The 23536-nt window shown below is 72.6% G+C and carries 17 protein-coding genes; 7 read left to right on the forward strand and 10 right to left on the reverse strand.

Annotation, left to right across the window (positions count from 1 at the left end; translation table 11 throughout):
* Positions 1-184: 184 nt before the first annotated feature.
* Complete coding sequence (locus KUM39_RS05880) at positions 185-1174, reverse strand: amidohydrolase family protein (protein ID WP_217784314.1); 990 nt, start codon at positions 1172-1174, stop codon at positions 185-187.
* A gap of 176 nt (positions 1175-1350) precedes the next feature.
* Complete coding sequence (locus KUM39_RS05885; protein ID WP_217784315.1) at positions 1351-3099, reverse strand: serine/threonine-protein kinase; 1749 nt, start codon at positions 3097-3099, stop codon at positions 1351-1353.
* A gap of 367 nt (positions 3100-3466) precedes the next feature.
* On the opposite strand from KUM39_RS05885, the gene KUM39_RS05890 reads away from it, so the two are divergent.
* From KUM39_RS05890 to KUM39_RS05900, 3 genes are all read left to right on the forward strand, one after another.
* Positions 3467-4300 carry a fumarylacetoacetate hydrolase family protein gene (locus KUM39_RS05890; RefSeq protein ID WP_217784316.1) on the forward strand — a complete coding sequence of 278 codons (834 nt, stop codon included), beginning with the start codon at positions 3467-3469 and terminating at the stop codon, positions 4298-4300.
* A 72-nt stretch (positions 4301-4372) separates the two neighbouring features.
* A complete protein-coding gene (locus KUM39_RS05895; protein WP_217784317.1) occupies positions 4373-4867 on the forward strand; it encodes a VOC family protein in 495 nt (164 codons plus the stop codon).
* Between the two features lie 39 nt (positions 4868-4906).
* Entirely contained in the window at positions 4907-6550 is a 1644-nt protein-coding gene (locus KUM39_RS05900) for a bifunctional 3-(3-hydroxy-phenyl)propionate/3-hydroxycinnamic acid hydroxylase (protein WP_217784318.1), read from the forward strand.
* A gap of 97 nt (positions 6551-6647) precedes the next feature.
* Here KUM39_RS05900 and KUM39_RS05905 read toward each other — a convergent pair whose 3' ends face one another.
* The 5 genes from KUM39_RS05905 to KUM39_RS05925 form a co-directional block, all read right to left on the reverse strand.
* Positions 6648-7442: an IclR family transcriptional regulator gene (locus KUM39_RS05905; protein WP_217784319.1), complete on the reverse strand. Its 795-nt coding sequence runs from the start codon at positions 7440-7442 to the stop codon at positions 6648-6650.
* Between the two features lie 149 nt (positions 7443-7591).
* The gene (locus KUM39_RS05910) at positions 7592-9103 is read right to left on the reverse strand and encodes an aldehyde dehydrogenase family protein (RefSeq protein ID WP_217784320.1); all 1512 of its coding nucleotides are present in this window, start codon (positions 9101-9103) and stop codon (positions 7592-7594) included.
* A 109-nt stretch (positions 9104-9212) separates the two neighbouring features.
* Positions 9213-9995, reverse strand: a complete 783-nt coding sequence (locus KUM39_RS05915; protein WP_217784321.1) for a class II aldolase/adducin family protein — start codon at positions 9993-9995, stop codon at positions 9213-9215.
* On the reverse strand, positions 9992-11290 hold the full coding sequence (locus KUM39_RS05920) for an MFS transporter (protein ID WP_217784322.1): 1299 nt from the start codon (positions 11288-11290) through the stop codon (positions 9992-9994). Before KUM39_RS05920 ends, KUM39_RS05915 begins: the two co-directional genes overlap by 4 nt.
* A 242-nt stretch (positions 11291-11532) precedes the next feature.
* Positions 11533-12393 (reverse strand): Vgb family protein, encoded by an 861-nt coding sequence (locus tag KUM39_RS05925; protein ID WP_217784323.1) that lies wholly within the window; start codon positions 12391-12393, stop codon positions 11533-11535.
* A gap of 182 nt (positions 12394-12575) precedes the next feature.
* Here KUM39_RS05925 and KUM39_RS05930 point away from each other — a divergent pair, with 182 nt between their 5' ends.
* Complete coding sequence (locus KUM39_RS05930) at positions 12576-13541, forward strand: helix-turn-helix transcriptional regulator (RefSeq protein ID WP_217784324.1); 966 nt, start codon at positions 12576-12578, stop codon at positions 13539-13541.
* Positions 13542-13794: 253 nt separating this feature from the next.
* Here the strand turns inward: KUM39_RS05930 and KUM39_RS05935 are convergent, their stop codons facing one another.
* Both KUM39_RS05935 and KUM39_RS05940 read right to left on the reverse strand, forming a co-directional pair.
* On the reverse strand, positions 13795-14664 hold the full coding sequence (locus tag KUM39_RS05935) for a LysR family transcriptional regulator (protein WP_217784325.1): 870 nt from the start codon (positions 14662-14664) through the stop codon (positions 13795-13797).
* 170 nt (positions 14665-14834) lie between these two features.
* Positions 14835-15695, reverse strand: coding sequence for an NAD-dependent epimerase/dehydratase family protein (locus KUM39_RS05940; protein ID WP_217784326.1), 861 nt, complete (start codon positions 15693-15695; stop codon positions 14835-14837).
* 425 nt (positions 15696-16120) lie between these two features.
* Between KUM39_RS05940 and KUM39_RS05945 the strand changes: the two genes are divergently transcribed.
* From KUM39_RS05945 to KUM39_RS05955, 3 genes are all read left to right on the forward strand, one after another.
* Positions 16121-17353, forward strand: a complete 1233-nt coding sequence (locus KUM39_RS05945) for an MFS transporter (RefSeq protein ID WP_217784327.1) — start codon at positions 16121-16123, stop codon at positions 17351-17353.
* Between the two features lie 244 nt (positions 17354-17597).
* Positions 17598-20621 carry an AfsR/SARP family transcriptional regulator gene (locus KUM39_RS05950; protein ID WP_217784328.1) on the forward strand — a complete coding sequence of 1008 codons (3024 nt, stop codon included), beginning with the start codon at positions 17598-17600 and terminating at the stop codon, positions 20619-20621.
* A 238-nt stretch (positions 20622-20859) separates the two neighbouring features.
* Positions 20860-21363 (forward strand): sigma-70 family RNA polymerase sigma factor, encoded by a 504-nt coding sequence (locus KUM39_RS05955; RefSeq protein ID WP_217784329.1) that lies wholly within the window; start codon positions 20860-20862, stop codon positions 21361-21363.
* Between the two features lie 242 nt (positions 21364-21605).
* Here the strand turns inward: KUM39_RS05955 and KUM39_RS05960 are convergent, their stop codons facing one another.
* Positions 21606-23510 (reverse strand): RICIN domain-containing protein, encoded by a 1905-nt coding sequence (locus KUM39_RS05960; RefSeq protein ID WP_217784330.1) that lies wholly within the window; start codon positions 23508-23510, stop codon positions 21606-21608.
* Positions 23511-23536: the final 26 nt, after the last annotated feature.

Genomic DNA, 23536 nt, shown 5'->3' on the forward strand with positions numbered 1-23536 from the left:
CTTGGGCAACTCCTAGGGAACGGTGCTCGACGCGCGGGACGGGCCGCACGGCGCGGACCGTCCCGCGTGAAGACGGATCTCTTCCACACCTACACGTGCCGGGACCTGACGAGGGTTCAACCCGCCGCGAAATTGTTCGAGCGATCGTCCGCCCGTTCGCCGTGCCGTTCTGTACGACGCCGGGTCAGGAAGCGTTCAGGCGCGGGAAGAGACGGCGCGCGTTCCGCGTGGTGAGCGCCCGCCAGGTGTCGCCGTCCGGCTGCCGAGCGGCGTCCACGGAGGCGATCTGCGCCGTGGTGCCGGCGGCCGGGGTGAAGCAGTAGTCACTCCCGTACAGCAGCCGCTCGGAGCCGAACGCGGTGGTCAGCGCCGGGACCTGATGCGGGAACGGGGTGCCCGCCATGTCGAACCAGAGCCGCCGGACCTGGTCCGGGACCGGGCCGATGGGCGGGGCGGTGCCGGTCGGGTCGCTGTCCCCGGCGAACACACTGCGGAACAGCTCCATCCGGTCCGTAAGCAGCGGCAGGACACCCCCGCCGTGCGTGAACACCCAGGGAATGTCCGGGTACTTGACGAGGTGTCCGCTGAACACGAGGTCGCTGACCGTACGGGTGGAGTCGAAGATGAACTCCAGCATCGGCCGGGGCCGCCCCAGCGCCACCTGCTCCTGGTTGGGCGGCGAGGTGGGGTGCACGAAGACCGGGGTACGCCTGCGGTTCAGCTCCTCCAGCAGTGGTTCGAGGCGCGAGTTCCCCAGGTACATCCCGTGCGCGTTGCTCTCGAACGTGACGCCGTCACTGCCGAGCTGGTCCATCGCGTACGCCAACTCCTCGAGCGCGCCGTCCACATCGGGCAGCGGCAGCGAGGCGAAGTGGCCGAAGCGGGCCGGGTTGGCGCGCTTCAGCTCCGCGCCCGCCTCGTTGACGTGGCGGCTCAGCGCGCGGGAGGCGGTGTCGTCCCCGAAGTGCACACCGGGGGAGGAGATCGACAGCAGGGACGTGGCCACACCCCACTCGTCCATCAGTTCCAGGTGCGCCGACGCCTCCCAGTCCGGGAACCGGGCCATGCCGTCCGGCCGTCCGTTACCGGCGTCCTGCGCCTCCCGCACGTAACGGGGGGTGAGGAAGTGGGCGTGCACATCGATGAGGGGCGTGGAGTCCGGGGCCACGGTCATGGTGGTTTCTCCTGGGGCTGGACGACCTGTTTGCCAGGTATAGCCCGGAAAGGGTGCCCCGGATTCCCGGCGGGGCACGGAGAATCAGCGGCAAGGACCGGGGAAGACCGGGGAAGACCGGAGAGGGGCCGCCGTCTCCGGCCGCCCCTCTCCCGTGTGAACTCCCGTGCCCCGCGTCAGCCCTGGTCGCCCGAGCCCGACCCGGACCCGGCGGAACCCGAGCCCGAGTCCGCACCCGACCCGGACGTGTCCGACCCGGAACCCGACCCGCCTCCGGACGACCCCTCGCACGTGATCGAGAACGGCACCGTGTTCGACGTGGTGATCCCCCCGGCGCCCTTGACCTCCACCCCGATCTCCGTGCTCAGCGTGCCGCCCTTGGACCACGTCGTCAGGCTCACCACGTCCTGCCCCGTGCGGTCGCCGCCGCTGGGGAAGGAGAGCTGGCGCCACTGGTGGTCCACGACCGAGCCGTCCTTGGACACCCACCGGTAGGTGATCTTCGCCGGGGCCTGGTCCACCGCGAACGTGGCGGTGAAGGTGGGCGCCTGGTCGGCGGGGGGCGCGCAGGCGCCGACGTACGTCGTGTTGGCGCCGGTCACCGTGACCCGTACGGCCTGCGAGGCGGGCGCGTTCTCCTGCTGCTGCTCACTGCCCGCCTGCTGCTGGCCGGAATCCTGCCCCGACCCCTGCGGGTCGGAGCCCTGCTGCTGGCCCTGGTTCGGCGTGGCGCCCGCGCCCGGCGCCTCGCGGGTGCCGGTGGACGGCGAGGCGCCGGAGCCGGTCGCCTCGTTCCTGGTGCCGCTCTTGTGGCTCGCCAGCTCGTAGCTGAGCCCGCCGACGAGGAGCGCGCCGACGACCGCGGCGGCGACCAGCACACCGGTCCGCCTGCCACGCCCCGGTGTCCCGGCGGCGGGCGGCGGGCCGAAACCGGCACCGGGGGAGTAGGCGGCGGGCGGCGGGGGCAGCGGGGTGGGCGCGGCCGACTGCGCGGGCCGTACGGCCTGGGCCGGGGAGGTCCGGGTCACCGCGCCGGACGGCACCGTGGCGGGTCCGGCGGCCGGGGCCGGGCCGGGCGTGCCGCCGCCCGCGACCGTCCTGAGGTCCCGCTCGGCCTGCTCGGCGGTCATCCGCTCGGCCGGTTCCTTGACCAGCAGGCCCTCGATGACCGAGGTCAGCGCGCCGCTGCGGCACGGGGGCGGCAACTCCTCGTCCACGATGGCGCGCAGCGTGCTCAGCGGGGTGTCGTGCCGGAACGGCGACACGCCCTCGACGGAGGCGTAGAGCAGGACGCCCAGCGACCACAGGTCCGACTCGGGGCCGGGGACCCGGCCGAGGGCGCGCTCCGGCGGCAGATACTCGGGGGAGCCGACGACCTCGCCGGTCATGGTGAGCGAGGAGTCGCCCTCGACGGTGGCGATGCCGAAGTCGGTGAGGATCACCCGGCCGTCGTCGGAGAGCAGCACGTTCGCGGGCTTCACATCGCGGTGCAGCACCCCGGCGCCGTGCGCGGCACGCAGCGCGGAGAGCACCTCGGCGCCGATCTCGGCGGCCCGGCACGGGTCCATCGGGCCGTCGTCGCGCAGCAGGTCGCCCAGTGAGCGCCCACGCACCAGCTCCATGACGATCCAGGGGCGGCCGTCGTCGGTGGCCACGTCGTACACGGTCACCACGTTGCGGTTGGGTATGCGGGCCGCGGCCCACGCCTCGCGCTCCAGCCGGGTGTACATCTTCTCGATGTCGGCGGCGGCCATCCCGGAGGGCGCCCGCACCTCCTTGACGGCGACCTCGCGGTGCAGCGTCTCGTCCTCCGCGCGCCACACGGTTCCCATGCCGCCCTCGCCGAGGGGCGCCAGCAGCCGGTACCGGCCCGCGATCGTGCGTTGCTGGTCCGGTGGCACCTGTACGGACTCCTTGTTCTGCATCCGGCGGTTCTCCCCTTTTTGTGTCCCTGTCACTGCGCGGACGCCGGGAGCCCCTCGTGCGGAACGCTCCCGTCCGGGCCGCCCGCCTCCCGGACCTTCCAAGAGTCGCTACGAGCTACACGTGGCGGAGGGGGTGTTCGGTTCAACTCCCGGCGAAATCAGGGGTTTGAAGTGTCGGCGGAGCTGTTCACCTGCGGCGGGGCGGTGTCGTGCGCCGCCCCTCTCTCCGGGATACGGGCGAAGACCCTCACTGCGGTCTGTTTCGTTTTGCAGGACATGCTTCCTCATTGTCAGGACTCGTGTTAGCGTTGCGTCCAGACGGTCGGCAGAGCTGGGATGCCGCCAGAAGCTGGGACGAGGTGAACCGATGCGATTCGTTTCCATCGAGCACGCGGGCGTGCGGCGCGCGGCTGTCGTACGCGACGGCTGGGCCGTACCGCTGGACGGCGTGAGCGAGCTGGGTAGGCAGACGCCGCTGGAGGTGCTGCGGGCGCCCCGGCTGCTGGAGGACGAACGCGTCCCGCTGGAGGAGGTGCGGCTGCTCCCGGTCGTGCCCCACCCCGAGAAGATCGTGTGCGTCGGGCTGAACTACCTGACCCACGTGGACGAGACCCGCCGTGAACTGCCCACCTACCCGGTGCTGTTCACCAAGTTCCCGTCCAGCCTGATCGCCCACGGCGACGCCATCGCCGTACCCCCGGAGTCGCAGCAGGTGGACTACGAGGCGGAACTGGCCGTGATCATCGGCGCCACCGCCCGCCGGGTGCCCAGGGAGCGCGCGTTCGACGTGGTCGCCGGATACGCCGTCGCCAACGACGTGACGATGCGCGACTACCAGTACAAGACCCACCAGTGGCTCCAGGGCAAGGCGTGGGACGCCTCCACCCCGGTCGGCCCGGAGCTGGTCACGCACGACGAGATCGGCGACCGCATCGGGGAACTGGACATCAGCCTCAGCCTCAACGGCGAGGTGCTCCAGTCCTCCGACACCGCCAAGCTGATCTTCGACATCCCGACGCTGATCGCCACCGTCTCGGAGTTCACCACCCTGACCCCCGGCGACATCATCCTCACCGGCACCCCCGGCGGGGTCGGCTTCCGCCGCGACCCGCAGGTCTTCCTGGCCCCCGGCGACAAGGTCACCGTCACCATCGACGGCCTCGGCACCCTGGAGAACACGGTCACCGCCGAGCAGGTCTGAGCCGCCCGCACCCCCCCCGCACAACCCCGCACCCCCCATCCCCTCCCCGCACAGCCCGAAAGCGAGTACGTCATGGCAGTCGTCGAACTGGGACACACCGGAGTCTGGGTCGAGGACCTGGCGGTCATGCGCGACTTCTACAGCCGCGTCCTCGGCCTCACGGTCACCGACGAGGACGCGGAGCGCGAGATCGTCTTCTTCAGCTCCCGCCCCGACGAGGAGCACCACGAGTTCGTCATCCAGCGCGGCCGTACCGCCGCGCCCGGCGCCAAGCTCACCCACCAGATCTCCTGGCGCATCGACTCCCTGGAGACCCTGGTCGAGTTCCACAAGCGCTTCCAGGCCGAGGGCATCGAGGTCCAGCAGGAAGTCACCCACGGCAACGCGTACGGCATCTACTTCTTCGACCCCGAGGGCAACCGCAACGAGGTCTACGTCCGGGTGGACCGCGATGTGCGCCAGCCGTTCCGCAAGACCCTCAACCTCGACCTGCCGCTGGACGAGATCGAGGCCGAGGCCGAGCGCCTGCTCGCCGACGGCGGCCCCGCCTACCAGCCCGTGCAGTAACTCCCCGAGCCCGAACCACCCTTGACCCCAGGAGGCACCGTGCGCGCCCATGAACTGGACGACGCGGCAGGCGTCACGCTGGAAGCGGACGTGGCGGTGGTCGGAGCCGGCCCCGTGGGCATGACGGCCGCCGCGCTGCTCGCCGCCCACGGTCTGGGCGTCGTGGTGGTGGAACGCAACGCCACCACCAGCGACGCCCCCAAGGCCATCAGCATCGACGACGAGGCGCTCCGCGTGTACCAGGCCGCCGGTCTGGCCGAGCGCGCGATGCGCATCATCCTCCCCGGCACCGGCACAAAATACTTCGACGCGGACGGCGAACCCGTCTTCCAGGCCCGCGCCGAGGTGCCCTACCGGTTCGGGCACCCCTTCAAGAACCCGTTCGCCCAGCCCGACCTGGAGCGCGAACTCCACGCCCATCTGAGCGAACACCCCCGCACGCACGTCCTGATGGGCACCGAGCTGACCGGGCTCACCCAGGACGAGTGGGGCGCGGAACTGCGCTGCCGCTCCGCCGACGGCCCGGTCACCGTGAAGGCCGCGTACGTCCTCGGCTGCGACGGCGGCCGGTCCAAGGTCCGCGAAGTCCTCGACATCGGCATGACCGGCCGCAGCTTCCAGGACGTGTGGCTGGTCGCGGACGTGCTCCAGGACCCGCACACCGAGCGGTACGGCATGCACCACGGAGACCCGGAGCGCCCGCACGTCATCGTCCCCGGCCGCGACGGCCGCTGCCGGTACGAGTTCTACCTTTACCCCGGCGAGTGCGCGGCCGGTGACCCCCCGCCGTTCGAGCTGGTCCGGCGCCTGCTGGAGCCGTTCCGCCCGCTCGCCCCGGAGCAGATCCAGCGGGCGGTGACGTACCGCTTCAACGCCGTCGTCGCCGACCGCTGGCGGGTCGGCCGGTGCTTCCTGCTCGGCGACGCGGCGCACATGATGCCGCCGTTCGCCGGACAGGGCCTCAACTCCGGCATCCGGGACGCGGCCAACCTGTGCTGGAAGATCGCGGACGTGCTGGGCGGCCGGCTCACCGACGAGGCCCTCGACACGTACGAGACCGAGCGGCGCCCGCACGCCGAGGCGACCGTGGCCCTGTCGGCGCGGCTCGGCCGGATCGTGATGACCACCGACGCGCGCTACGCCGCCCGCCGGGACGCCTACGTCCGCGACCTCATCGCCACCCCCGAAGGCCGCGCCTACCTGGAACACATGCGCTACCGCCCGGCCCACCACTACACCGACGGCCTGGTGGACACCGGTGCCGACGCCGACGGTGCCGACGCCGCCCCGGCCGGTGTCATGATCGGCCAGCCGCGCGTCTTCGACGTGGAGCACGGACGCGTCCGGCTGCTCGACGAGGTCACCGGCAACGGCTGGGTCCTGCTCGGCGTCGGCGTCCCCGAGGACGGCTACGCCGCCGTCACGGCCGCGCTCGCGCCGCTCCGCCCGGTCGTCGCACACGTCGCGGTGGGGGAGCGGCTGCCCTCCTCGCCGGACGCCCCGCGTGTCCTGGTGGACGTGGACGGCGGCCTGGAAACGGAGATGGCGCCCTATCGCGGCCGGTACGTCCTGCTGCGCCCCGACCGGTTCGTGGCGGCCAGCTGGGCACCGGACGCGCTCCCCGAACTCGCCAAGGCGCTCGCGCTGAACACGGCCGGGGACGCGCTGCCGCTGGCGGGCTGAGCGGCTCGCGTACGGCCGTACGCGACAGCGAGAGGGAGGTGGGACCGGCCCCGCGGGGCCGGTCCCACCTCCCTCTCGCCTGTGTGCGCCGGTGCGCTCAGGACTGCACCACGCTCACCAGCCGGCTGATCTCGGCGGCGGCCTCGCGGACCTGGCGGACGATGGTCTCCTCCGCGACCTGCGAGGTGCGGGAGGCGACGGCGGCGACACTGACCGCCGCCACCACGGACTCCGCCTCGTCGAAGACGGGCGCCGCGATGCCCAGCACGTCGTGGTCCACCTCGGAGCGGGTCACCGAGAAGCCCTGGGTACGGATCTGCCCCAGCCGCTCCATGATGGCGTCCACGTCCGTCAGGGTCAGCGGGGTGATCTTGCGCAGCTCGGTGCCGCGCAGCAGCGACTCGGCCTCCGCGGGCGGGCTCCAGGCCAGCAGGACCAGCGCCGACGCGCCCGCGTTGATGGGCAGCGTCATGCCGCGGTCGTAGGAGATGCGCACCCGGTGGGTCTGGGACTCCGCGCGGTCCAGGCAGACGACGAGGTCGCCGACCCGCCGGGTCAGCAGCACCGTCTCGTGCACGCTGCCCGCCAGCGCGTTCAGCGTCGGCAGGGCCACGTCCGACAGGCCGTAGCTCTTGCGCGCCACGCGGGCCAGCTCCAGTACGCGCAGCCCCAGCCGGAAGCCGCCGCCGGGCGCCTCCTCCAGGAAGCGGTTGGTGACCAGGGACTGGAGATAGCGGTACGCGGTGGACTTGGCCGCGCCCAGCGCGGCGGCCACCTCGATGCCGGTCAGCACCGGGCGCTCCTCGGTGAACATCCCGAGAATGTCCAGCGCGCGGTCGGCCGTGGAATTACGCTCCCGATACGAGGAAGCCTTGGTTGTTGGTCCTGACATACGAAACAGTCTACTCCTCATGCAGGACTGATGAGGGTGCGAAATCGGCCACATCCCGGCCCGCGGGTCCGGACGCACCGGTGGGCCGGGTACACGTGTACCCGGCCCACCACTGTGTCAGGAGCCGCGGGCTCACTCGAAGTCGAGGCTCACTCGAAGTCGAGGTGGACCGCCTTGGTCTCGGTGAAGCTGATCAGCTCCTCCTCGCACTCCTCACGGCCGAGCCCCGAGGACTTCAGCCCGCCGAAGGGCGTGCCCACGAAGTGGCGGGAGGAGTTGTTGATCCACACGTACCCGGCCTGGAGGGCGGCGGCCACCCGGTGCGCGCGGCGCACGTCGTTGGTGAAGACCGAGCCGGTCAGGCCGTACTCCACCGAGTTGGCGACGGTGACCGCCTCGGCCTCCTCGCGGAACGTCAGCACCGACAGGATCGGCCCGAACACCTCCTCCTGGGCGATCCGCATCTCCGGGGTGACCCCGGTCAGCACGGTCGGCGCGACCAGCAGCGCGCGGTCCAGGCCGGGCGGGGTCAGCGGGGTACCGCCCGCGACCGCCGTGGCACCCTCGGCGCGCGCGATGTCCAGATAGCCGGTGACCTTGGCGAACTGCTCCGGCGACACCACCGTGCCCACGTCGGTCGTCTCGTCGTACGGGTCACCGATGCGCAGCTCGCCCACCAGGCGCACCACCTCGGCGACGGTCTCCTCCGCGATGTCCTCGTGCACGACCAGCCGGGTGGTGGAGCCGCAGGACTGGCCCGCCCAGGAGAAGTTCATGCCCCGCACCACCGCGGCGGCCACCTTCAGCGGGTCGGCGTCCGGGAACGCCACCATCGCGTTCTTGCCGCCCAGCTCCAGCGACACGTCCTTCACCCCGCTCTGCGCCGCCGTCTGCTGGATGCGCAGACCGGTGGCGGCGCTGCCGATGAAGGCGATCCGGCGGATGGCCGGGTGGCGCACGATCGCCTCGCCGGTCGCCGGACCCTGGCCGGTGAGGATCGACAGCACGCCCTCCGGCAGCAGGTCGGCGATCAGCTCACCGATGCGCAGCGCGGACAGCGGGGTCTGGTGCGGCGGCTTCAGGATCACGCAGTTGCCCGCGATCAGCGGCGCGGCGATCTTCCCGGCGGCGAACATCGTCGGGTGGTTGTACGGGATGATCCGGGCGACGACGCCGATCGGCTGCTGCACCGTGTAGTGCAGCGCGCCCGAGGTCAGCGGCACCGTCTCGCCCTTGAGGGCGTGGGCCGCGTCCGCGAAGTAGTCCAGCATGGCCGCGCCGGAGTGCACGTCGGCCTGCGCGAGGCGGCGGATGTTGCCGCCGTCCAGGGTGTCCAGCGCGCCCAGCTCGGCCGCGTGCTCGCGCAGCCGCTCCGCGATCCGGCGGACCACCTTCACGCGCTCCGCGACCGGGGTCGCGGACCAGGCGGGGAACGCGCGCTGAGCGGCGGCCACCGCCGCGTCCACGTCCTCGGGACCGGCGTCGGGAACCTCGGCGATCACCTCTCCGGTCACCGGCGAGGTGTCGGTGTAGCGGGCGCCCGAGAGCGGAGCGGCCGGGCGGCCCCCGACCAGCAGGGACCAGGCACGCTTGCGCGTACCGGCGGTCAGGGTCTCGGCGCTGGTGACGTCCAGGGCATCGTGCTGCGGGGTCTCGGACATGTGGTCTTTCTTTCTGCGGGTGCGGGTGCGGGTGCGGATCGGGTGGTCGGGGAGGGGGCCGGGGCGGCGGCGCGGGACGGGCCTGTCGCGCCCGCCGCCGCCCGGCCGGTCAGGACGGCCCGCGCGTCGGCTCCGACATCGGCTCGCGCGTCGGCTCGGGCGCCGCGCCGGGCGCCGGTTCACGCAGCGGCGAGCCCTCGGGGAACGCCTGCCGCAGCAGATAGCGCCAGCCCGCCTCGATCTGGCTCGGCGGCCAGCACTCGGCGCGCTTCGCGGCGGCCTCCGCCGGGTCCGACCACGTGGTCAGCGGCCCGGCGGCCAGCGCGGCGAGCTGGTCCCGGCAGGCCCGCTCCAGGAGTACGGCGTACAGCACGGCGTGGGCGACGTCTCGCCCCGCCGTGACCAGGCCGTGGTGCGGCATCAGCGCGCCCGCCGCGTTCCCGAGGGAGAGCGCGAGCGCCCTGCCCAGCTCGCGGTCCTTGATCAGACCGCCGGTGAGGGTGAAGCGGGGCACGTCCGGGTCGGCGAACAGCACGCCGTCGTGGCTGAGCGGGCGCAGCGGCACGCCCAGCGCGGCGAAGGCGTTGGCCGCCGGGGCGTGCGTGTGCACCACGCTCGTCACGTCCGGCCGGGCCGCCATGATCCCGGTGTGGATCGGGAACTCGATGTGCCGCTTGCCGGTGCCGGAGAGCACCTCCCCGTCCGGGGAGACCAGCACCACCCGGCTCGCGTCGATCTCCTCGAAGCCCCAGCCGGAGGCCTTCATCCACACTCCGCGCCCCTCGGGGTCGCGGACCGAGACATGGCCCCAGACCATGTCCCCCTGCCCGGCCGCCGCGAGCGCCTGGTGCGCGCGCACCACGTCGTCGGCCGGATCGGTGTACGTCGTCACGAGTGCGTCCCCGCTTCCGTGAGAGTGCCCGGCGCGGTGGGGGCCTCATCGGCCTCCCGGCGCCGGGACCGGCCCAGCAGGGCCAGTGCGAACAGCACGACGGCGGAACAGGCCGAGGTCGCGGCGAAGGTGCCGAACACCGCGCCCGGACCGAGTCCCGCCGCCAGGACCCAGCCGCCCAGCGAGGGAGCCAGGATGGCGCCCGTCCTGCCCAGTCCATTGGACCAGCCGATGGCCGAGCCCCGCAGCCTGGCGGGATACGCGTCCGCCACCGAGGCGAGCAGCATGGTCAGGCTGGACTGGCCGCCGACGCCCACCACGACCACCAGCGCCATCAGCCCGGCGGTGCTGTCGGGCCGCAGGGCGAGGCCCACGATCCCGGCCGCCGTCATGAGCGCGCAGCACATCGCCACCGTCCGCGAACCCCAGCGGTGGGCGCAGGCCACGGCGACGAACGAGCCGATCACCGCGCCCAGGTTCATCGTCATGGAGAACCGCAGGGCGGAGGTCAGCGGGTAGTGCAGCTCCTGCATGAGCGAGGTCAGCCAGGTGTTGATGCCGTACCACGTCAGCATGTTGGTGAAGGTGGCCAGCGCGAACAGCACGGTCAGCACAAGCATCGAGCCCCGGAACAGGTCGGAGGCGCGGGGCCGCCGCCCGGCCGGGGTGCCGTCCGCCGGGGCGAGGGCCGCCGCCGCGACGCGGTCCTTGAACTCCTGGGACTCCGGCAGCAGCGCCACACAGCCCGCCAGGACGACGACGGAGAACACGCCGCCGATGACGAACATGGTCCGCCAGCCGTGCGTGGGCAGCACGGACTGGGCGATCAGGGCGGCGGCACTGCCGCCGAGCGGCACCCCGCCCATCAGGATGTTGGAGACCAGCGCGGTGCGCCCCGCCTTGGAGTGCTCCTTGGCCAGCGCCAGCGCGGCCGGGATGACCGCGCCCATGCCGAGTCCGGCCAGGAAGCGGTAGAGGCTCAGTTCCCACGGTGCCTGCGCGGTGGCGCAGACGAACGTCCACACCGCGAACCAGGCCACCGAGGCGTTGATGAAGGGGCGGCGGCCGAACCGGTCGCAGAGCCGCCCCCCGGCCAGCGCTCCGAACAGCATGCCCGCGTAGACGTAGCTGCCGACGGCCCCGGCGTCCGCGCGGGTCAGGTGCCAGCCCGGTTCCTTCAGCAGGTCCGGCAGCAGCGCGCCGTAGACGATCAGGTCGTAGCCCTCGACGATCACGACGAGCGTACAGAGGGCCACCACGGTCCAGGCATGGGTCCGAAGGCGAGTAGGCGACATCACGGCTCCTCGAAGGGTGTCGTCCCGCAGCCGGTGCGTGTCCCGTACCCGGCTGTCCTCGCACTATAGAGTCCTGAAAATTGGAATACAAGTCCTCTAATTCAGGACTGCAAGGGATGAGGGTGGAGGCCGGGTGGGGGCGGGGGTGGACGCGGACGCCTCCGGACGGACAGAAAAGCGCACCCGCGCGGAATGCGTGGGTGCGCTTCGGGACGCCATGCGTTCGCGGCGGGACGGCGCCGCTACAGGCGCGTCAGCCCCTCCACCTGCCAGACGGAACCGTTCTGCCCGCTGGAGACCGCCTGTGCCACGCCCTGCCGGTCCAGGGTCAGGGTGAAGGTGTAGAGGCCGTTCAGCCGGGCGGCGACGGTGTGCGCGCCGGACGCCGGGTCGTAGCGGTGCACGTCCGAGCCCACCGTGAAGTAGACGCGGCCGTCCGGTCCGTAGGAGAGCGAGTCGGGCTCGTAGGCGTCGGTCGCCACCGTGGTGACCGCGCCGGAGGAGATGTTGACGCGCAGAATGCGCCGGGTGAACATGTCCCCCGTGTACGCGGAGCCCTTGCCGTCGAGGGCGACGCTCTGGGAGTAGCCGATGCCGCTCGCCACCGTGCGCACCGGCTGTCCCTCGCGCACCTCGAAGAGCTTGCCGGCGTTTCCGACGACGTAGACCGCGCCGTTCCCGTACGCGAGACCCTGTGCGGCGCCGACGCCGGAGGCGATCCTGGTGGTTCCCCCCGTGGCGAGATCGACCTTCGTGATGTTGCCGTCGAAATCACCGGTGTAGAGGTGTCCCGTGCCGTCGGCGGCGACACCGCGCAGGTTGCCGAGCCCCTGGGCGACGGTGCGCACCGCCCCCGTCGCCGTGGTCACCTCGACCACTCTGCCGTCGCGGAAGGTCTGGTAGTCGTGGCCCAGACTGTCCGTGGCGATCCGGGTCGGGTCGCCCAGGCCGGTGGCCGCGGCCTTGCACGCGGAGGAGGGGCAGGCCACCGCGGGCGTGCCGACGGCGGCCGAGGCGCCGGTGGTGAGCGGGCCGGCGAGGGCGAGAGCGGCGGCGGTCAGGCTGACGGCCGCGGTACGGCGGGCGAAGGCGCGGAAGTTCAAGGATGTGCTCCCTCGATGGGTGGGCGGGGCGCCAAGTGACCGTATGGGCAAGGCCACTTGGCGCGATTTCGACCTATTGTTATCCGACGTGCGGGGAAAAGCCCATAGTTTGCTTATATTTGCGCGCGATGGGGCGGCAAATAAGGTGATGGCGCCGTATCGGAAAACGGGAGTGAAGAACGATGCCCTCGGAGCCCCTGCGTGCCCTCGGACTGTCCGAGGCCGCCGAGTCGTCCTATCTCGACCTCATGGAGACCGGCGAGTGCGACCTCGCCGAACTCGGCGCGCGCCGCGCGCTCACCGGCCCCCGGCTGGGGCTCGCGCTGGCCGAGCTGGAGGCCGTGGGCCTGGTGCACCTGCGCGCCGACCGGGTCGTGCCCGTACCGCCCCGGCTCGCCCTGGAGGCGCTCGCCGCCCGGCGTTCGCGCGAGGCGGCCCTCGCGCGGGAGAGCGCCGAGATCCTGTCGCAGATGTGGTCGCGCGGCTCCGGGCGCCGTGCCGACTTCGAGCTGCTGCCCTCACACGAGGCCGGGCGCCGGGTCCTCGACGGCATCCAGCGCGACGCCCGCGAACGCGTGCGCGCCATGACCCTGGGCAACCTCTCCGCCGAGGGCAGCCGCATCGTGGACGGCCTCTTCGACGCCCTCGCCCGCGGGGTGCGCTACGAGGTCATCTACGGCGCCCACGTCCTGCGCGACCTGGACGCCCTGCACATGGTGCAGCGGTGCGTGGAGGCGGGCGAGAAGGCGCGGGTGTTCGCGCACGTGCCGATGAACCTGACCATCGTGGACGACCGGTGGGCGCTGGTCGCGGCCCGCCGCACCGCCGACGGCGGCGGCAGACCGCGGGTCGCGGCCGTGGTCGTGCACGACTCGCCGTTCCTCACCGGGCTCGTGGGGTTCTTCGACGCCTTCTGGCGGATGGCGGTGCCCATCACCAGCTCCTCGCCCGGCGAGGACACCGCCTCCCGCGAGCACAAGCAACTGCTCACCTATCTCAGCGCCGGGCTCACCGACGAGGCCATCGCGCGCGAGTTCGGGGTGAGTGAGCGGACCGTCGCCCGCCGGGTCAGCCGACTCCAGGAACTGCTGGGCGCCCAGACCCGCTTCCAGCTCGGGCTCCAGGCGGCCCGGCAGGGGTGGCTCTGAGAAAGCGAACAGAATTCGCTTTGCTCAAGCAATTGATCTCGGATCGAAAAAGGGCGTGCTGAACACCCGTACCCGATCCACCCGAACGGACGTCGGCGCCGCACCTCCCGTCCCCTACACGGCCGGAACCCGCGGAACGGTTCACAGCGGGTACGAAAAGCGGCCGGGGCGGCCTGTGCCGGGGCGCCCAGGGCCGAGGCGCACGGTGCCGGGGGAGGGGCGGCGGGGGCGGGCGCGGGAAGGCGGGCGGTGCTCACCGGTTGCCCAGGGTCTCCCCGGCCGCCTCGGCGAAGTCGTCGATGAGCGGGGCCCGCCGGGACGCCACCCAGGCGAGCGCCACCTCGTTGGGACCGATGTCCTCCACGGGCAGCGGCACCACGTCCGGCCGGGTGTAGAAGTTCGCGGTGGACAGCGGGATCACCGCGATGCCCGCCCCGGCCGCGACCAGTTCGAGTTTCTCCTCCACCTGGTGCATCACCGGCACCTCGGGCCGCCGCCGTCCGCGCAGCTCCACGGCGATGTCCCGCCACTCGGGGACGGCGTCCGGGTCCTGGAGCAGATGTTCCGCCGCCAGGTCCCCGATGGTCACCGACGCCCGGTCCGCCAGCCGGTGCCCGATCGGCAGCACCACCACCCGCGGCTCCTTGAACAGCGGCAGCACGGTCAGCCCCTGCGGGTCGATCGGCAGCCGGACCACGCTCACGTCCGCCCGGCCGTCCACCAGCACCTCCACCTGGTCGTCCCAGCTGGTGCGCAGCAGACGGACGTTGACGGTGGGATGGCGGCCGGTGAACACCACCATCGCCGGGGTCACCGTGATCCCCGGCATGAAGCCGATCGTGAGGGTCGGCGTGCCCTGCGCGGCGGTCTTCACCCGGCGCAGCAGCGCCTGCGCGGACGCCAGCAGCGGCACCGCGTCCTCCAGCAGTTGTTCCCCGGCCGGGGTGAGCAGCGTGCCGCGCCGGTCCCGGTCGAAGACCTCCGCACCGAGGTCGTCCTCCAGACTGCGGATCTGCCGGGACAGCACCGGCTGCGCGATGTGCAGCCGTTCGGCCGCCCGCCCGAAGTGGAGTTCCTCGGCCACGGCCACGAAGTACCGGAGCTTCCGCAGGTCAAGATCCACCCGGTGTCACCGCTCATTCTCTGGGGAGGGCGGCCCCGCGTCCGCGCCGGACCGTCCCTGGGAAAAACGCCTGCCCCGGCCGTCCACTGCGACGACCGAGGCATGAGGGCATGAATCTACCGCCCGGACCCGGTGGACGGCCGCCGCCCACCGCTGTGTCCGGGACCGGGTCACTCGCCGCGCGCGAGGACACCCAGCGGGTCGGTGTACTTCGGCTTCCAGCCCAGCTCCGCCTCGGCGCGCGCCGGGGTGAGCTGCTGGTCCAGCACGAACGCGTCCGCGACGGCGCCCATCTGCTCGTACGCCTGGTCCAGCGTGATGGAGGCGACCTTGCCCTCCAGGCCCACGGACTTGGCGACCGCGAGGGAGACGTCCTTGGCGGTCGGGTTCACGCCGCCGACACCCGCGTACACGGAACCGGCCTTGGCCTTCAGCGCGGCCACGTACAGCTCGGCGATGTCCTCGATGTGGACCAGTGCCCAGCGGTTGGCGCCGTCACCGATGAAGGGGATGACACCGGCCTCCTTGCCGGGGGCGGTGTAGAAGATGTCGATGAGGCGGTTCTCGCCGCCGTACAGCAGCCCCGGCTGCACCACCACGGGGCGTCCGCCCTGCTCGGCGCGGGCGAGGACGGCGTCCTCGACGGGCTTGCGCCAGGCGACCAGGCCCGGCGGGTTCCAGGGGGCGGTCTCGTCCACGACACCGTTGGTGTCGCCGTAGACCCAGGTGCCGCCGGTGTGCACGTAGGTGCCGGTGCCGATGCCGTCCTGCATCGCGGTGGCCGCGGCGAGGTCCTCGTCACCCGTCTCGGCCTGCGCGAGGTGTACGACGGCCTCCGCGCGGGCGGCGGCGGCGTTCAGTACACCGAGGTCGCCCAGCCCGCCGCGCACCGGCGTCGCTCCCACGGAGCTGACGATCTCGGCGGCGCGGTCGTTGCGCGCCAGGGCCTCGACGGTGTGCCCGTGCTTGACGAGGGCGCTGATCGTGGCCTGGCCGATGTATCCGGATCCGCCGGTGAGGAAGACCTTCATTGCGTGGCTCCAAATCTCCGTAGTTCGCTTGCTTCGTCATCCAGCCTGCGCCCCAGGTCGGGCCGTGTCCAAGACCCTTTGCGCGCTCTCTGATACCCGGCCGGTATGAGCGGTGATGCGTCCGGGGTATGGACAGTCATGTCCGACGGGTATCAGAGATGCCGAAACAGGTCTTGGACTTTCCCCGGCGTCCGCCCGAAGCTGAATGAGGCCCCGCCAGAGGGGCCGTGAGCCTGTGACCGCCGGCGGCCCGAATCGGAGCGCCGGAACCGGCCGAGCACCGCACGGAGCCGTACGCCGACGTACGGAGGACGCGGGAGCAGTACGGGAGCGCCCCCCTTGGAGAGCGCCCGCCGGACCGGGATTCAGCAACGTCGCTGCGCGCCGCAGACCAGCTCAGTGCTTCATGTACGAGGAGATGCTCCATGTCCCAGACCGCAGTGCGGCCCGCCCCGAAGGCGGCTGCCGCCAACCCCGGCATATCGCGTGCCCTGACCTTGCTCCTGGCAGTGGCCACCGGTGCGATAGCCGCCAACCTGTACTACGCCCAGCCGCTCCTCGACGTGATCGCGCGCTCGCTCGGCACCTCCACCGGCACCGCCGGTGTCATCGTCACCGTCACCCAGCTCGGCTTCGCCTTCGGCCTGGTCTTCGTACTGCCGCTCGCGGACATCCTGCGCCGCCGCTCCCTGCTGACCGGCCTGCTCGTGGTGGACGCCGCCGCCCTCGCCGCCGTCGGTGTGGCCCCCGGTATCGCCGTCGCGCTGATCGCGTTCGCCGCGCTCGGCCTCGCCAACGTCGCCGCCCAGGTCCTGGTGCCCGCCGCCGCCCAGCTCGCCAACGACGAACAGCGCGGACGCACCGTCGCCACCGTCATCAGCGGTCTGCTCACCGGCATGCTGCTGGCCCGTACCGTCGCCGGTGTCGTCACCCAACTGGTCGGCTGGCGGCCCCTGTTCATCGGTGCCGCCGTGCTGATGGTCGTGGTGAACCTCGTGCTGCGCCGCGCCCTGCACGGGCTGGACGGCGCCCCCGCCCAGCGCGTGGGCTACGGCGAGGTGCTGCGCTCCACCGTCCGCATCTACCGCACCAACTCCGCGGTCCGCGTCCGCTCCGCCTACGGCGCCCTCGGCTTCGCCGCGTTCAGCGTCTTCTGGTCCACCGCCGCGCTCCAGCTGAGCCGGGCCCCCTTCCACTACTCGCCCGCCGTCATCGGCCTGTTCGGTCTGCTCGGCGCCGCCGGTGCCACCGCCGCCAACCTCACCGGGCGCGTCCGCAAGCACACCCACCCGATGCCGACCGCCGTCGCCATCGCCCTGATCGGTGTCTCGTACGCCGTGCTGCTGCTCGCCGGGAACACCCTCGGCGGGATCATCGCCGGTGTGCTGATCCTCGACATCGGTGTGCAGGGCCTGCACGTCCTCAACCAGCGCGTCATCTACGACGTGGACGCCGCCGCCCGCAACCGGGTCAACAGCATCTACATGACGTTCTACTTCGTCGGCGGTGCCATCGGCTCCGCGCTCGCCTCGGCCCTGTGGTCGCAGGCGGGTTGGGCGGGCATCTGCCTCACCGGACTCGGCGTCACCGCGCTGGCCGCCGTCCTCTGGGCCGCCACCGCCTTCCGCGGCCGCCGCGCCGTGGCCGCCGCCCACTGACGCCGGGCCGGACACCCCGGCCCGCCGAACCGGCCATCCCACCCCATGCCTGGCCGAAACCCGTTGCCGCCGCCGGTCCCCGACCGGCGGCGGCAACGGGTCACCGCACGACTACAGGTACGCTCGGCAGTCCGCTCCCCGCACGGGGTGCGGACCGCGCCCGTCGGCCGGTCACCCGTGCGGTCGGCCGGACCACTTCATCGAAGCCGCGACTCGTCGTCATCAGGGACGCAAGAGGGACACTGTGCACACGCGTTTCACCGTGCTGGGCCCGCTGAGGGCCTGGCGGGGCGGGACCGAGCTGGTACTGGGACCGCCCAAGCGGCGCGGCCTGCTCGCGTTCCTCCTGGCACAGCCCGGCCGTTCCGTCGCCGTCCACGAGATCGTGGCCGCGCTCTGGGAGGACGAGCCGCCGGACAGCGCGGTCAACGTCGTGCACCGGCACATCGGCGCCCTGCGCCGCCTGCTGGAACCCGAACTCCCCGCCCGCGGGGAGTCCCGCCAACTGGTCCGCGACGCCACCGGCTACCGCCTCGACGCCGACCCCGACTCGCTGGACCTGCTGCGCTTCCGCCGGTTGCGGGACCAGGCGGCGGACGTCGAACCCGCCGAGGCCACCGTGCTGCTCACCGAGGCCCTGGTCCTGTGGCGCGGCCCCAGCGCCTCAGGCATCCCCGCCGAGATCCGCGCCCACCCGGTGTTCGCGGGCGTGGACGCCGAACACCGGGCCACCGTCAAGGACGCCGCCGAACTCGCCCTGCGGGCCGGGCCGGAACAGAGCGCCCGCGTCCTGGTGACGCTCCGCCAGGGCGCCGCCCAGCACCTGCTGGACGAAGCCCTCCAGGCGCGGCTCATCCTGGTCCTCGCCGCCACCGGCCACCAGGCCGAGGCACTCGACGTCTACCGCACCGTCCGCGCCCAGCTCGCCGACGACCTCGGCGTCCAGCCCGGCCCCGAACTCCAGGCCGCCCACCAGCGCGTCCTGGCCCAGACCTACGTGTGGGGCGAGTCGGGGTACACGGGCCGGGCACCGGCTACGGCGGGCGCGGAGAGGACGGGAGACCCGGACAGTACGGGAAGCCCGGACGGGGCGGGGAGCGCCGGGAGCACGGGAAGCGCCGGGAGCGCACGGAGCGCCGTACCCCCGGAGAGCCCCGCGCCCGGGCCGCCCGCCGAGCCCGCCGAGATACCCTCCGCCGGGCACCCCGCCCCCGAGACCCCCGACCCCGCCCCCCTCCCCGTCCGCCCCGCGCAGCTTCCGGCCGCGCTCGCCTCCTTCACCGGGCGGCAGGCCGAACTCGACCGGCTCGGCGAGCTGTTGCCCGCCCCGCACTCCTCCGCCGCCGTCGTCATCAGCGCCATCGGCGGCATGGCGGGCGTCGGCAAGACCGCGCTCGCCGTGCACTGGGCCCACCGGATGGCCCCCGAGTTCCCCGACGGCCAGCTCTACGTGGATCTACGGGGCTTCCACCCCACCGGCGCCATGATGAGCTCCGCCGAGGCCATGCGCTCCTTCCTGGACGCCCTCGGGGTGCCCGCGCCGCGCATCCCGGCCGGGCTCGACGCCCAGGCCGCGCTGTACCGCAGCCTGCTCGCCCGGCGCCGGGTGCTCATCGTGCTGGACAACGCCCGCGACACCGAGCACGTACGGCCCCTGCTGCCCGGCGCCCCCGGCTGCCTGGTCGTCGTCACCAGCCGCCACCAGCTCTACGGCCTGGTCGCGGGCGAGGGCGCCCACTCCGTCACCCTGGACGTGCTCGGCGAGGACGACGCGCTGCGCTTCCTCGCCGACCGGCTCGGCGCCGAACGCGTCGCCGCCGAACCCCGCGCCGCCACCGGCATCGTCGCCGCCTGCGGCGGGCTGCCGCTCGCGCTGGCCGTCGTCGCCGCCCGCGCGGTCGGCAACCCCGGCCTCCCGCTCGCCACCGTCGCCGCCGAACTGGCCGACAGCGGCGGCGGACTCCAGGCGTTCGCCGGGGAGCTGCCCGCCGCCGACGCGCGCAGCGCCTTCTCCTGGTCCTACCAACTGCTCAGCCCGGAGGCCGCCCGGCTGTTCCGGCTGCTCGCGCTCTCCCCCGGCCACGACTGCTCGCTCGCCGCCGCGGCCAGCCTCGCCTTCCGCCGCCCCGGCCTGGTCCGGCCGCTGCTCGCGGAACTGAGCCGCGCCCACCTCGTCACCGAGACCGCCCCCGGCCGCTTCACCTGCCACGAACTGCTGCGCGCCTACGGCACCGAACTGGGCGAGGCCCACGACACGCCCGAGGAACGGCGGGCCGCCCGGCGCCGCTTGTTCGACCACTACCTGTACAGCGCGCACGCCGCCGACCTGACCCTCGCGCCGAGCCGCGAGCGCGTCACCCTCGGCCCGCACCTGCCCGGCATCACGGTGACCCGCTTCACCGACCAGGCGAGCGCCGCCGACTGGCTGGACGCCAACCGTTCCGTACTGCTCGCCGCCGTCGAACAGAGCGCCCGGCACGACTGCGCCGACCAGAGCTGGCAGCTCGCGGCCACCATCGAGCTGTACCTCGACCGCAACGGGCACCGGCAGGAACAGGTCCGCGTCCAGACCATCGCCAACCGGGCCGCGTACGGCCTCGGCGACCTGCGCGCGCAGGCGTACGCCCACCGGGCGCTCGGCTTCGCCAACGGCAGGATCGGCCTGTGGGACGACGCCGGGCAGCATCTGGCCCGCGCGCAACGGCTGTTCGGGGAGATCGGGGACCAGGCTGGGCGGGCGCGCGTCCACCGCTACAGCGCGTTCCTCGCCAACGCGCGCGGGCGGCACCCCGACGCCCTGGACCACTACGCCCGCGCCCGCGTCCTGTACCGGGCGGCCGGACACCGCAGCGGCGAGGCCAGTGTCGCCAACGAGGTCGGCTGGACCCACATCCTCACCGGCGACCACCGCAGGGCCCTGGCGGAGTGCGGCCGGGCCCGCGACGTCCACCACGAGATCGGGGACCCCAACGGCGAGGCCGCCGCCTGGGACAGCCTCGGCTACGCCCACCACCACCTGGGCGACCACTCCGAGGCGCTGCGCTGCTACGCACAGGCGCTCACCCTCTACCGTGCCCTGCGCGACCGCTACCTGGAAGCGGACACCCTCGGCCATGTCGCCGACGCCCTGCACGCGGCCGGTGACACCGAACGGGCCGCGCGTACCTGGCAGGAGGCGCTGGACATCCTCACCCGCATCGGCCACCCGGACGCGGAAGCGGTCCGCGAGAAGCTGGCCGGAGCGCGCGACGGGTCCGCCAAACCCTGACGAACCGGCCCGCGAGGCCAACGTCAGAAAAGCGTCAGCGTTTGGAAAGTGGGGGCCGGTTACGCTCGCCGCGCGCCGCTTCCTCCGGGGCCCCAACCCGCCCCTTTCCCGCGCGCGTCCCGCCGTACCGGCGACCCCGGTCCGGCACCGTCACCGGCCCGCGCCCTACGCACGCGAGCCGGCCGACGCGACGCACGGGAGAAGGGCGGACGGAACTCCCCCGGCAGAAACACGGAAAATGAACACGATCCTCGCGCACCGCCCCCACCCGCTGAACGACCTCGTCGCCGACCACGCGACCGCCCTGCTGGCCTACGCGGAGAAGCTGACCGGCGACCGGCACACCGCCGAGGACATCGTCCAGGAGGCGGTGATCCGTGCCTGGCCGCACGCCGAACGCCTCTACAGCACCGAGGGCTCGGTGCGCGGCTGGCTGCTCACCGTGACCCGCAACCTCGTCGTGGACCGCATGCGCAGCGCCGCCGTACGGCACGAGAGCGTCGGCGCCGAGGAACGCGACGTGGCCCTCCCCGACCACGCCGAGTCCGTCCTCGTCTCCGTGGAGGCCGCGGGACTGCTGGAACAGCTCTCCCACGACCACCGCGAGGTCCTGCTGCACACCTACCTGTGCGACCGGACCGTGCAGGAGACCGCGCAGATCCTGGGCATACCGGCGGGCACCGTGAAGTCCCGCCAGCACTACGCCCTGAACTCGCTGCGCGCCCGGGCCGCCGCCGCCTGACCGGGTGGCCGGGGCCGGACACCCGCCGCGTGTGTGATGCCGCGCCATCCCGCCTCCTCCATCCGGTCACCGCTCTCCGGCGGCTGTCAGCATCTACACGGGACGACCCCCGCGCAGGGTTCGATCCGGTTTCCCGGGACACGGCGGAACACGGAGGAAGACGGCGGAAGACGGAACGGCGGCGGTGGGGTCCGGGAGGCCGGACCCCACCGCCGCCGCGTGCGGGGGAGTTGCGTACCGCGTCAGCCGGTGAGGCGGAACGACTGCGCCGCCGAGCCGTTGCAGGACTGCTGCGACACCTTCGCGCCGTTCGCCGTGGACGAGCCGTCGATGCTCAGGCACTTGTTGCTGTGCCGCGCCACGAACCGGTACGTGCCGGTGCCCGTGGACTCGGCCCGCCACTGCTGGTTGGTGCCGCCCACGTAGTCCCACAGGTGGACCTTGGCGCCGTCGGCGGTCGCACCGGCCCCGCCGTCCACGTCCCAGGACTTGTTGTTGTGCTGGTTGACCACCTGGTAGTAGCCGCTGTCCGTGGACCGGAACTGCCACTTCTCGTTGGCGCCGTCACCGCACGCCCACTGCTGCACCAGGGTGCCGTTGGCGGTGCCCCAGTCGGTGGCGTCCAGGCAGGCGTTGCTGTTGGTGTTGGCCACCCGGTACCAGGCACTGGTGTCGATCGGGCCCGTGGAGCCGCCGCCACCCCCACCGGCGACGGGGTTCCACACGAAGGTGGCCACCGCGCCCGACGGCATCGTGTAGGCGATCGACCGCCCGTTGTCCGTGATCGAGAACCGCTGCGAGCCGCCCGAGGTGTTCACCACGTACGCCACCCGCGAGCCGTCCGGGTTCTGGAACGCCACGTCCTGCACGCCCCCGCCGCCCTGGCTGGTGGAGCCGATCCGGGTGGCGCCGACCTTCACGAACTTGCTGAGCTGGCCCAGCGAGTAGTACTCGGCGCCCCGGGTGACACCGCCGCCCGCTATCTCCACCACGCCGTTGCAGCGGGTGCCGCACAGGCCCTGGTGCGGGCCGCCGTTCTGGTCCAGGGCCAGGTTCCAGGTGACGACGGTCTCGCCGCCGTTGCGCATGTTGCCCACGACCAGGTTCTCGGCCTGCCAGCGCAGGCTGTCACCGAAGGTGTTGGCCTTGTTGTCGCTGTCGGTGCCGGAGCACTCGGTGAAGAACACCCGCTTGCCCGCGTTGATCACCTGCTGCTGCGCGGAGTAGTTGCCGCCGTAGCAGTGGAACGCGGCGCCGATCACCCGCGGGATGTTGCCGATCCGGGAGAACACGTCCAGCGGGTAGTTGGGGTGGTCCCAGTTGTGGTCGAACGCCAGGACGTTCGTCGGCAGCCCGGCCGCCGTCAGCTTCGGGTCCAGGACCTTCAGGAAGTCGGCCTGCTGTGCCGAGGTCATCGACATCGAGGGGTAACTCGTCGGGTTCTCGGGCTCGTTCTGCACCGTCAGGTCGGTGAGGGTGATGCCCTCCTGCCCGTACGCCTTGATCGCCTTGACCAAGTAGTCGGCGTAGGCGCCGTAGTTCTCGGTCTTCAGGCTGCCGCCGTTGAGGGAGTTGTTCGTCTTCATCCACGCGGGCGGCGACCAGGGGGTGCCCATCAGCCGGATCGACGGGTTGAGGCCGAGCGCCTGCTTCACGACCGGGATGATCTCCTGCTTGTCCCGGTCGATGGAGAACTGCCCGCGGGTGTCCTCGTAGGAGTAGGGGGAGTTGGAGGCGTCGAAGTCGGTGCTGCCGAGCGGCTGGCGCAGGTAGGTCAGGCCGATGCCGTCGCCCGAGGTGGAGAACAGCGACCGCATCAGGTCGTTGCGCTGGGTCTGCCCGAGCCCCTGGATGAGGTGCGCCGACGCCCCGGTCACCGAGGCACCGGCGCCGGTGTAGCGCTGGCCGCGCTGGTTGCCGTCGATCTGGAGGTCGATGCCCTGACGCGCGCTGTTGAAGGTGAGCGTGCCGTCGGAGCTGAGCTTGCGCGAGCCGTCGCCGGTGGTGATCCAGACCTGGGCGGTGGGGTCGGCGGCGTGCGCGGTGCCGGTGGCGGTCAGGCCGAGGCCGAGACCGCTCCCGGCGAGGGCCAGGGTCAGGGCGGCTGCCCCGGCCCGCGGGTTACGGATTCTGCTGCGCTGGGACACGGTGCGGGTCTCCTTCGGTCGGTGAC

Source organism: Streptomyces corallincola, assembly GCF_019104725.1.
Lineage (GTDB): Bacteria > Actinomycetota > Actinomycetes > Streptomycetales > Streptomycetaceae > Streptomyces > Streptomyces corallincola.

Coding starts and splice junctions, on each gene's coding strand:
- KUM39_RS05905 (WP_217784319.1), bottom strand. CDS start 7,442: ATGTCAGGACCAACAACCAAGGCTTCCTCGTATCGGGAGCGTAATTCC.
- KUM39_RS05955 (WP_217784329.1), top strand. CDS start 20,860: ATGAACACGATCCTCGCGCACCGCCCCCACCCGCTGAACGACCTCGTC.
- KUM39_RS05920 (WP_217784322.1), bottom strand. CDS start 11,290: ATGTCGCCTACTCGCCTTCGGACCCATGCCTGGACCGTGGTGGCCCTC.
- KUM39_RS05910 (WP_217784320.1), bottom strand. CDS start 9,103: ATGTCCGAGACCCCGCAGCACGATGCCCTGGACGTCACCAGCGCCGAG.
- KUM39_RS05880 (WP_217784314.1), bottom strand. CDS start 1,174: ATGACCGTGGCCCCGGACTCCACGCCCCTCATCGATGTGCACGCCCAC.
- KUM39_RS05930 (WP_217784324.1), top strand. CDS start 12,576: ATGCCCTCGGAGCCCCTGCGTGCCCTCGGACTGTCCGAGGCCGCCGAG.
- KUM39_RS05885 (WP_217784315.1), bottom strand. CDS start 3,099: ATGCAGAACAAGGAGTCCGTACAGGTGCCACCGGACCAGCAACGCACG.
- KUM39_RS05895 (WP_217784317.1), top strand. CDS start 4,373: ATGGCAGTCGTCGAACTGGGACACACCGGAGTCTGGGTCGAGGACCTG.
- KUM39_RS05945 (WP_217784327.1), top strand. CDS start 16,121: ATGTCCCAGACCGCAGTGCGGCCCGCCCCGAAGGCGGCTGCCGCCAAC.
- KUM39_RS05940 (WP_217784326.1), bottom strand. CDS start 15,695: ATGAAGGTCTTCCTCACCGGCGGATCCGGATACATCGGCCAGGCCACG.
- KUM39_RS05890 (WP_217784316.1), top strand. CDS start 3,467: ATGCGATTCGTTTCCATCGAGCACGCGGGCGTGCGGCGCGCGGCTGTC.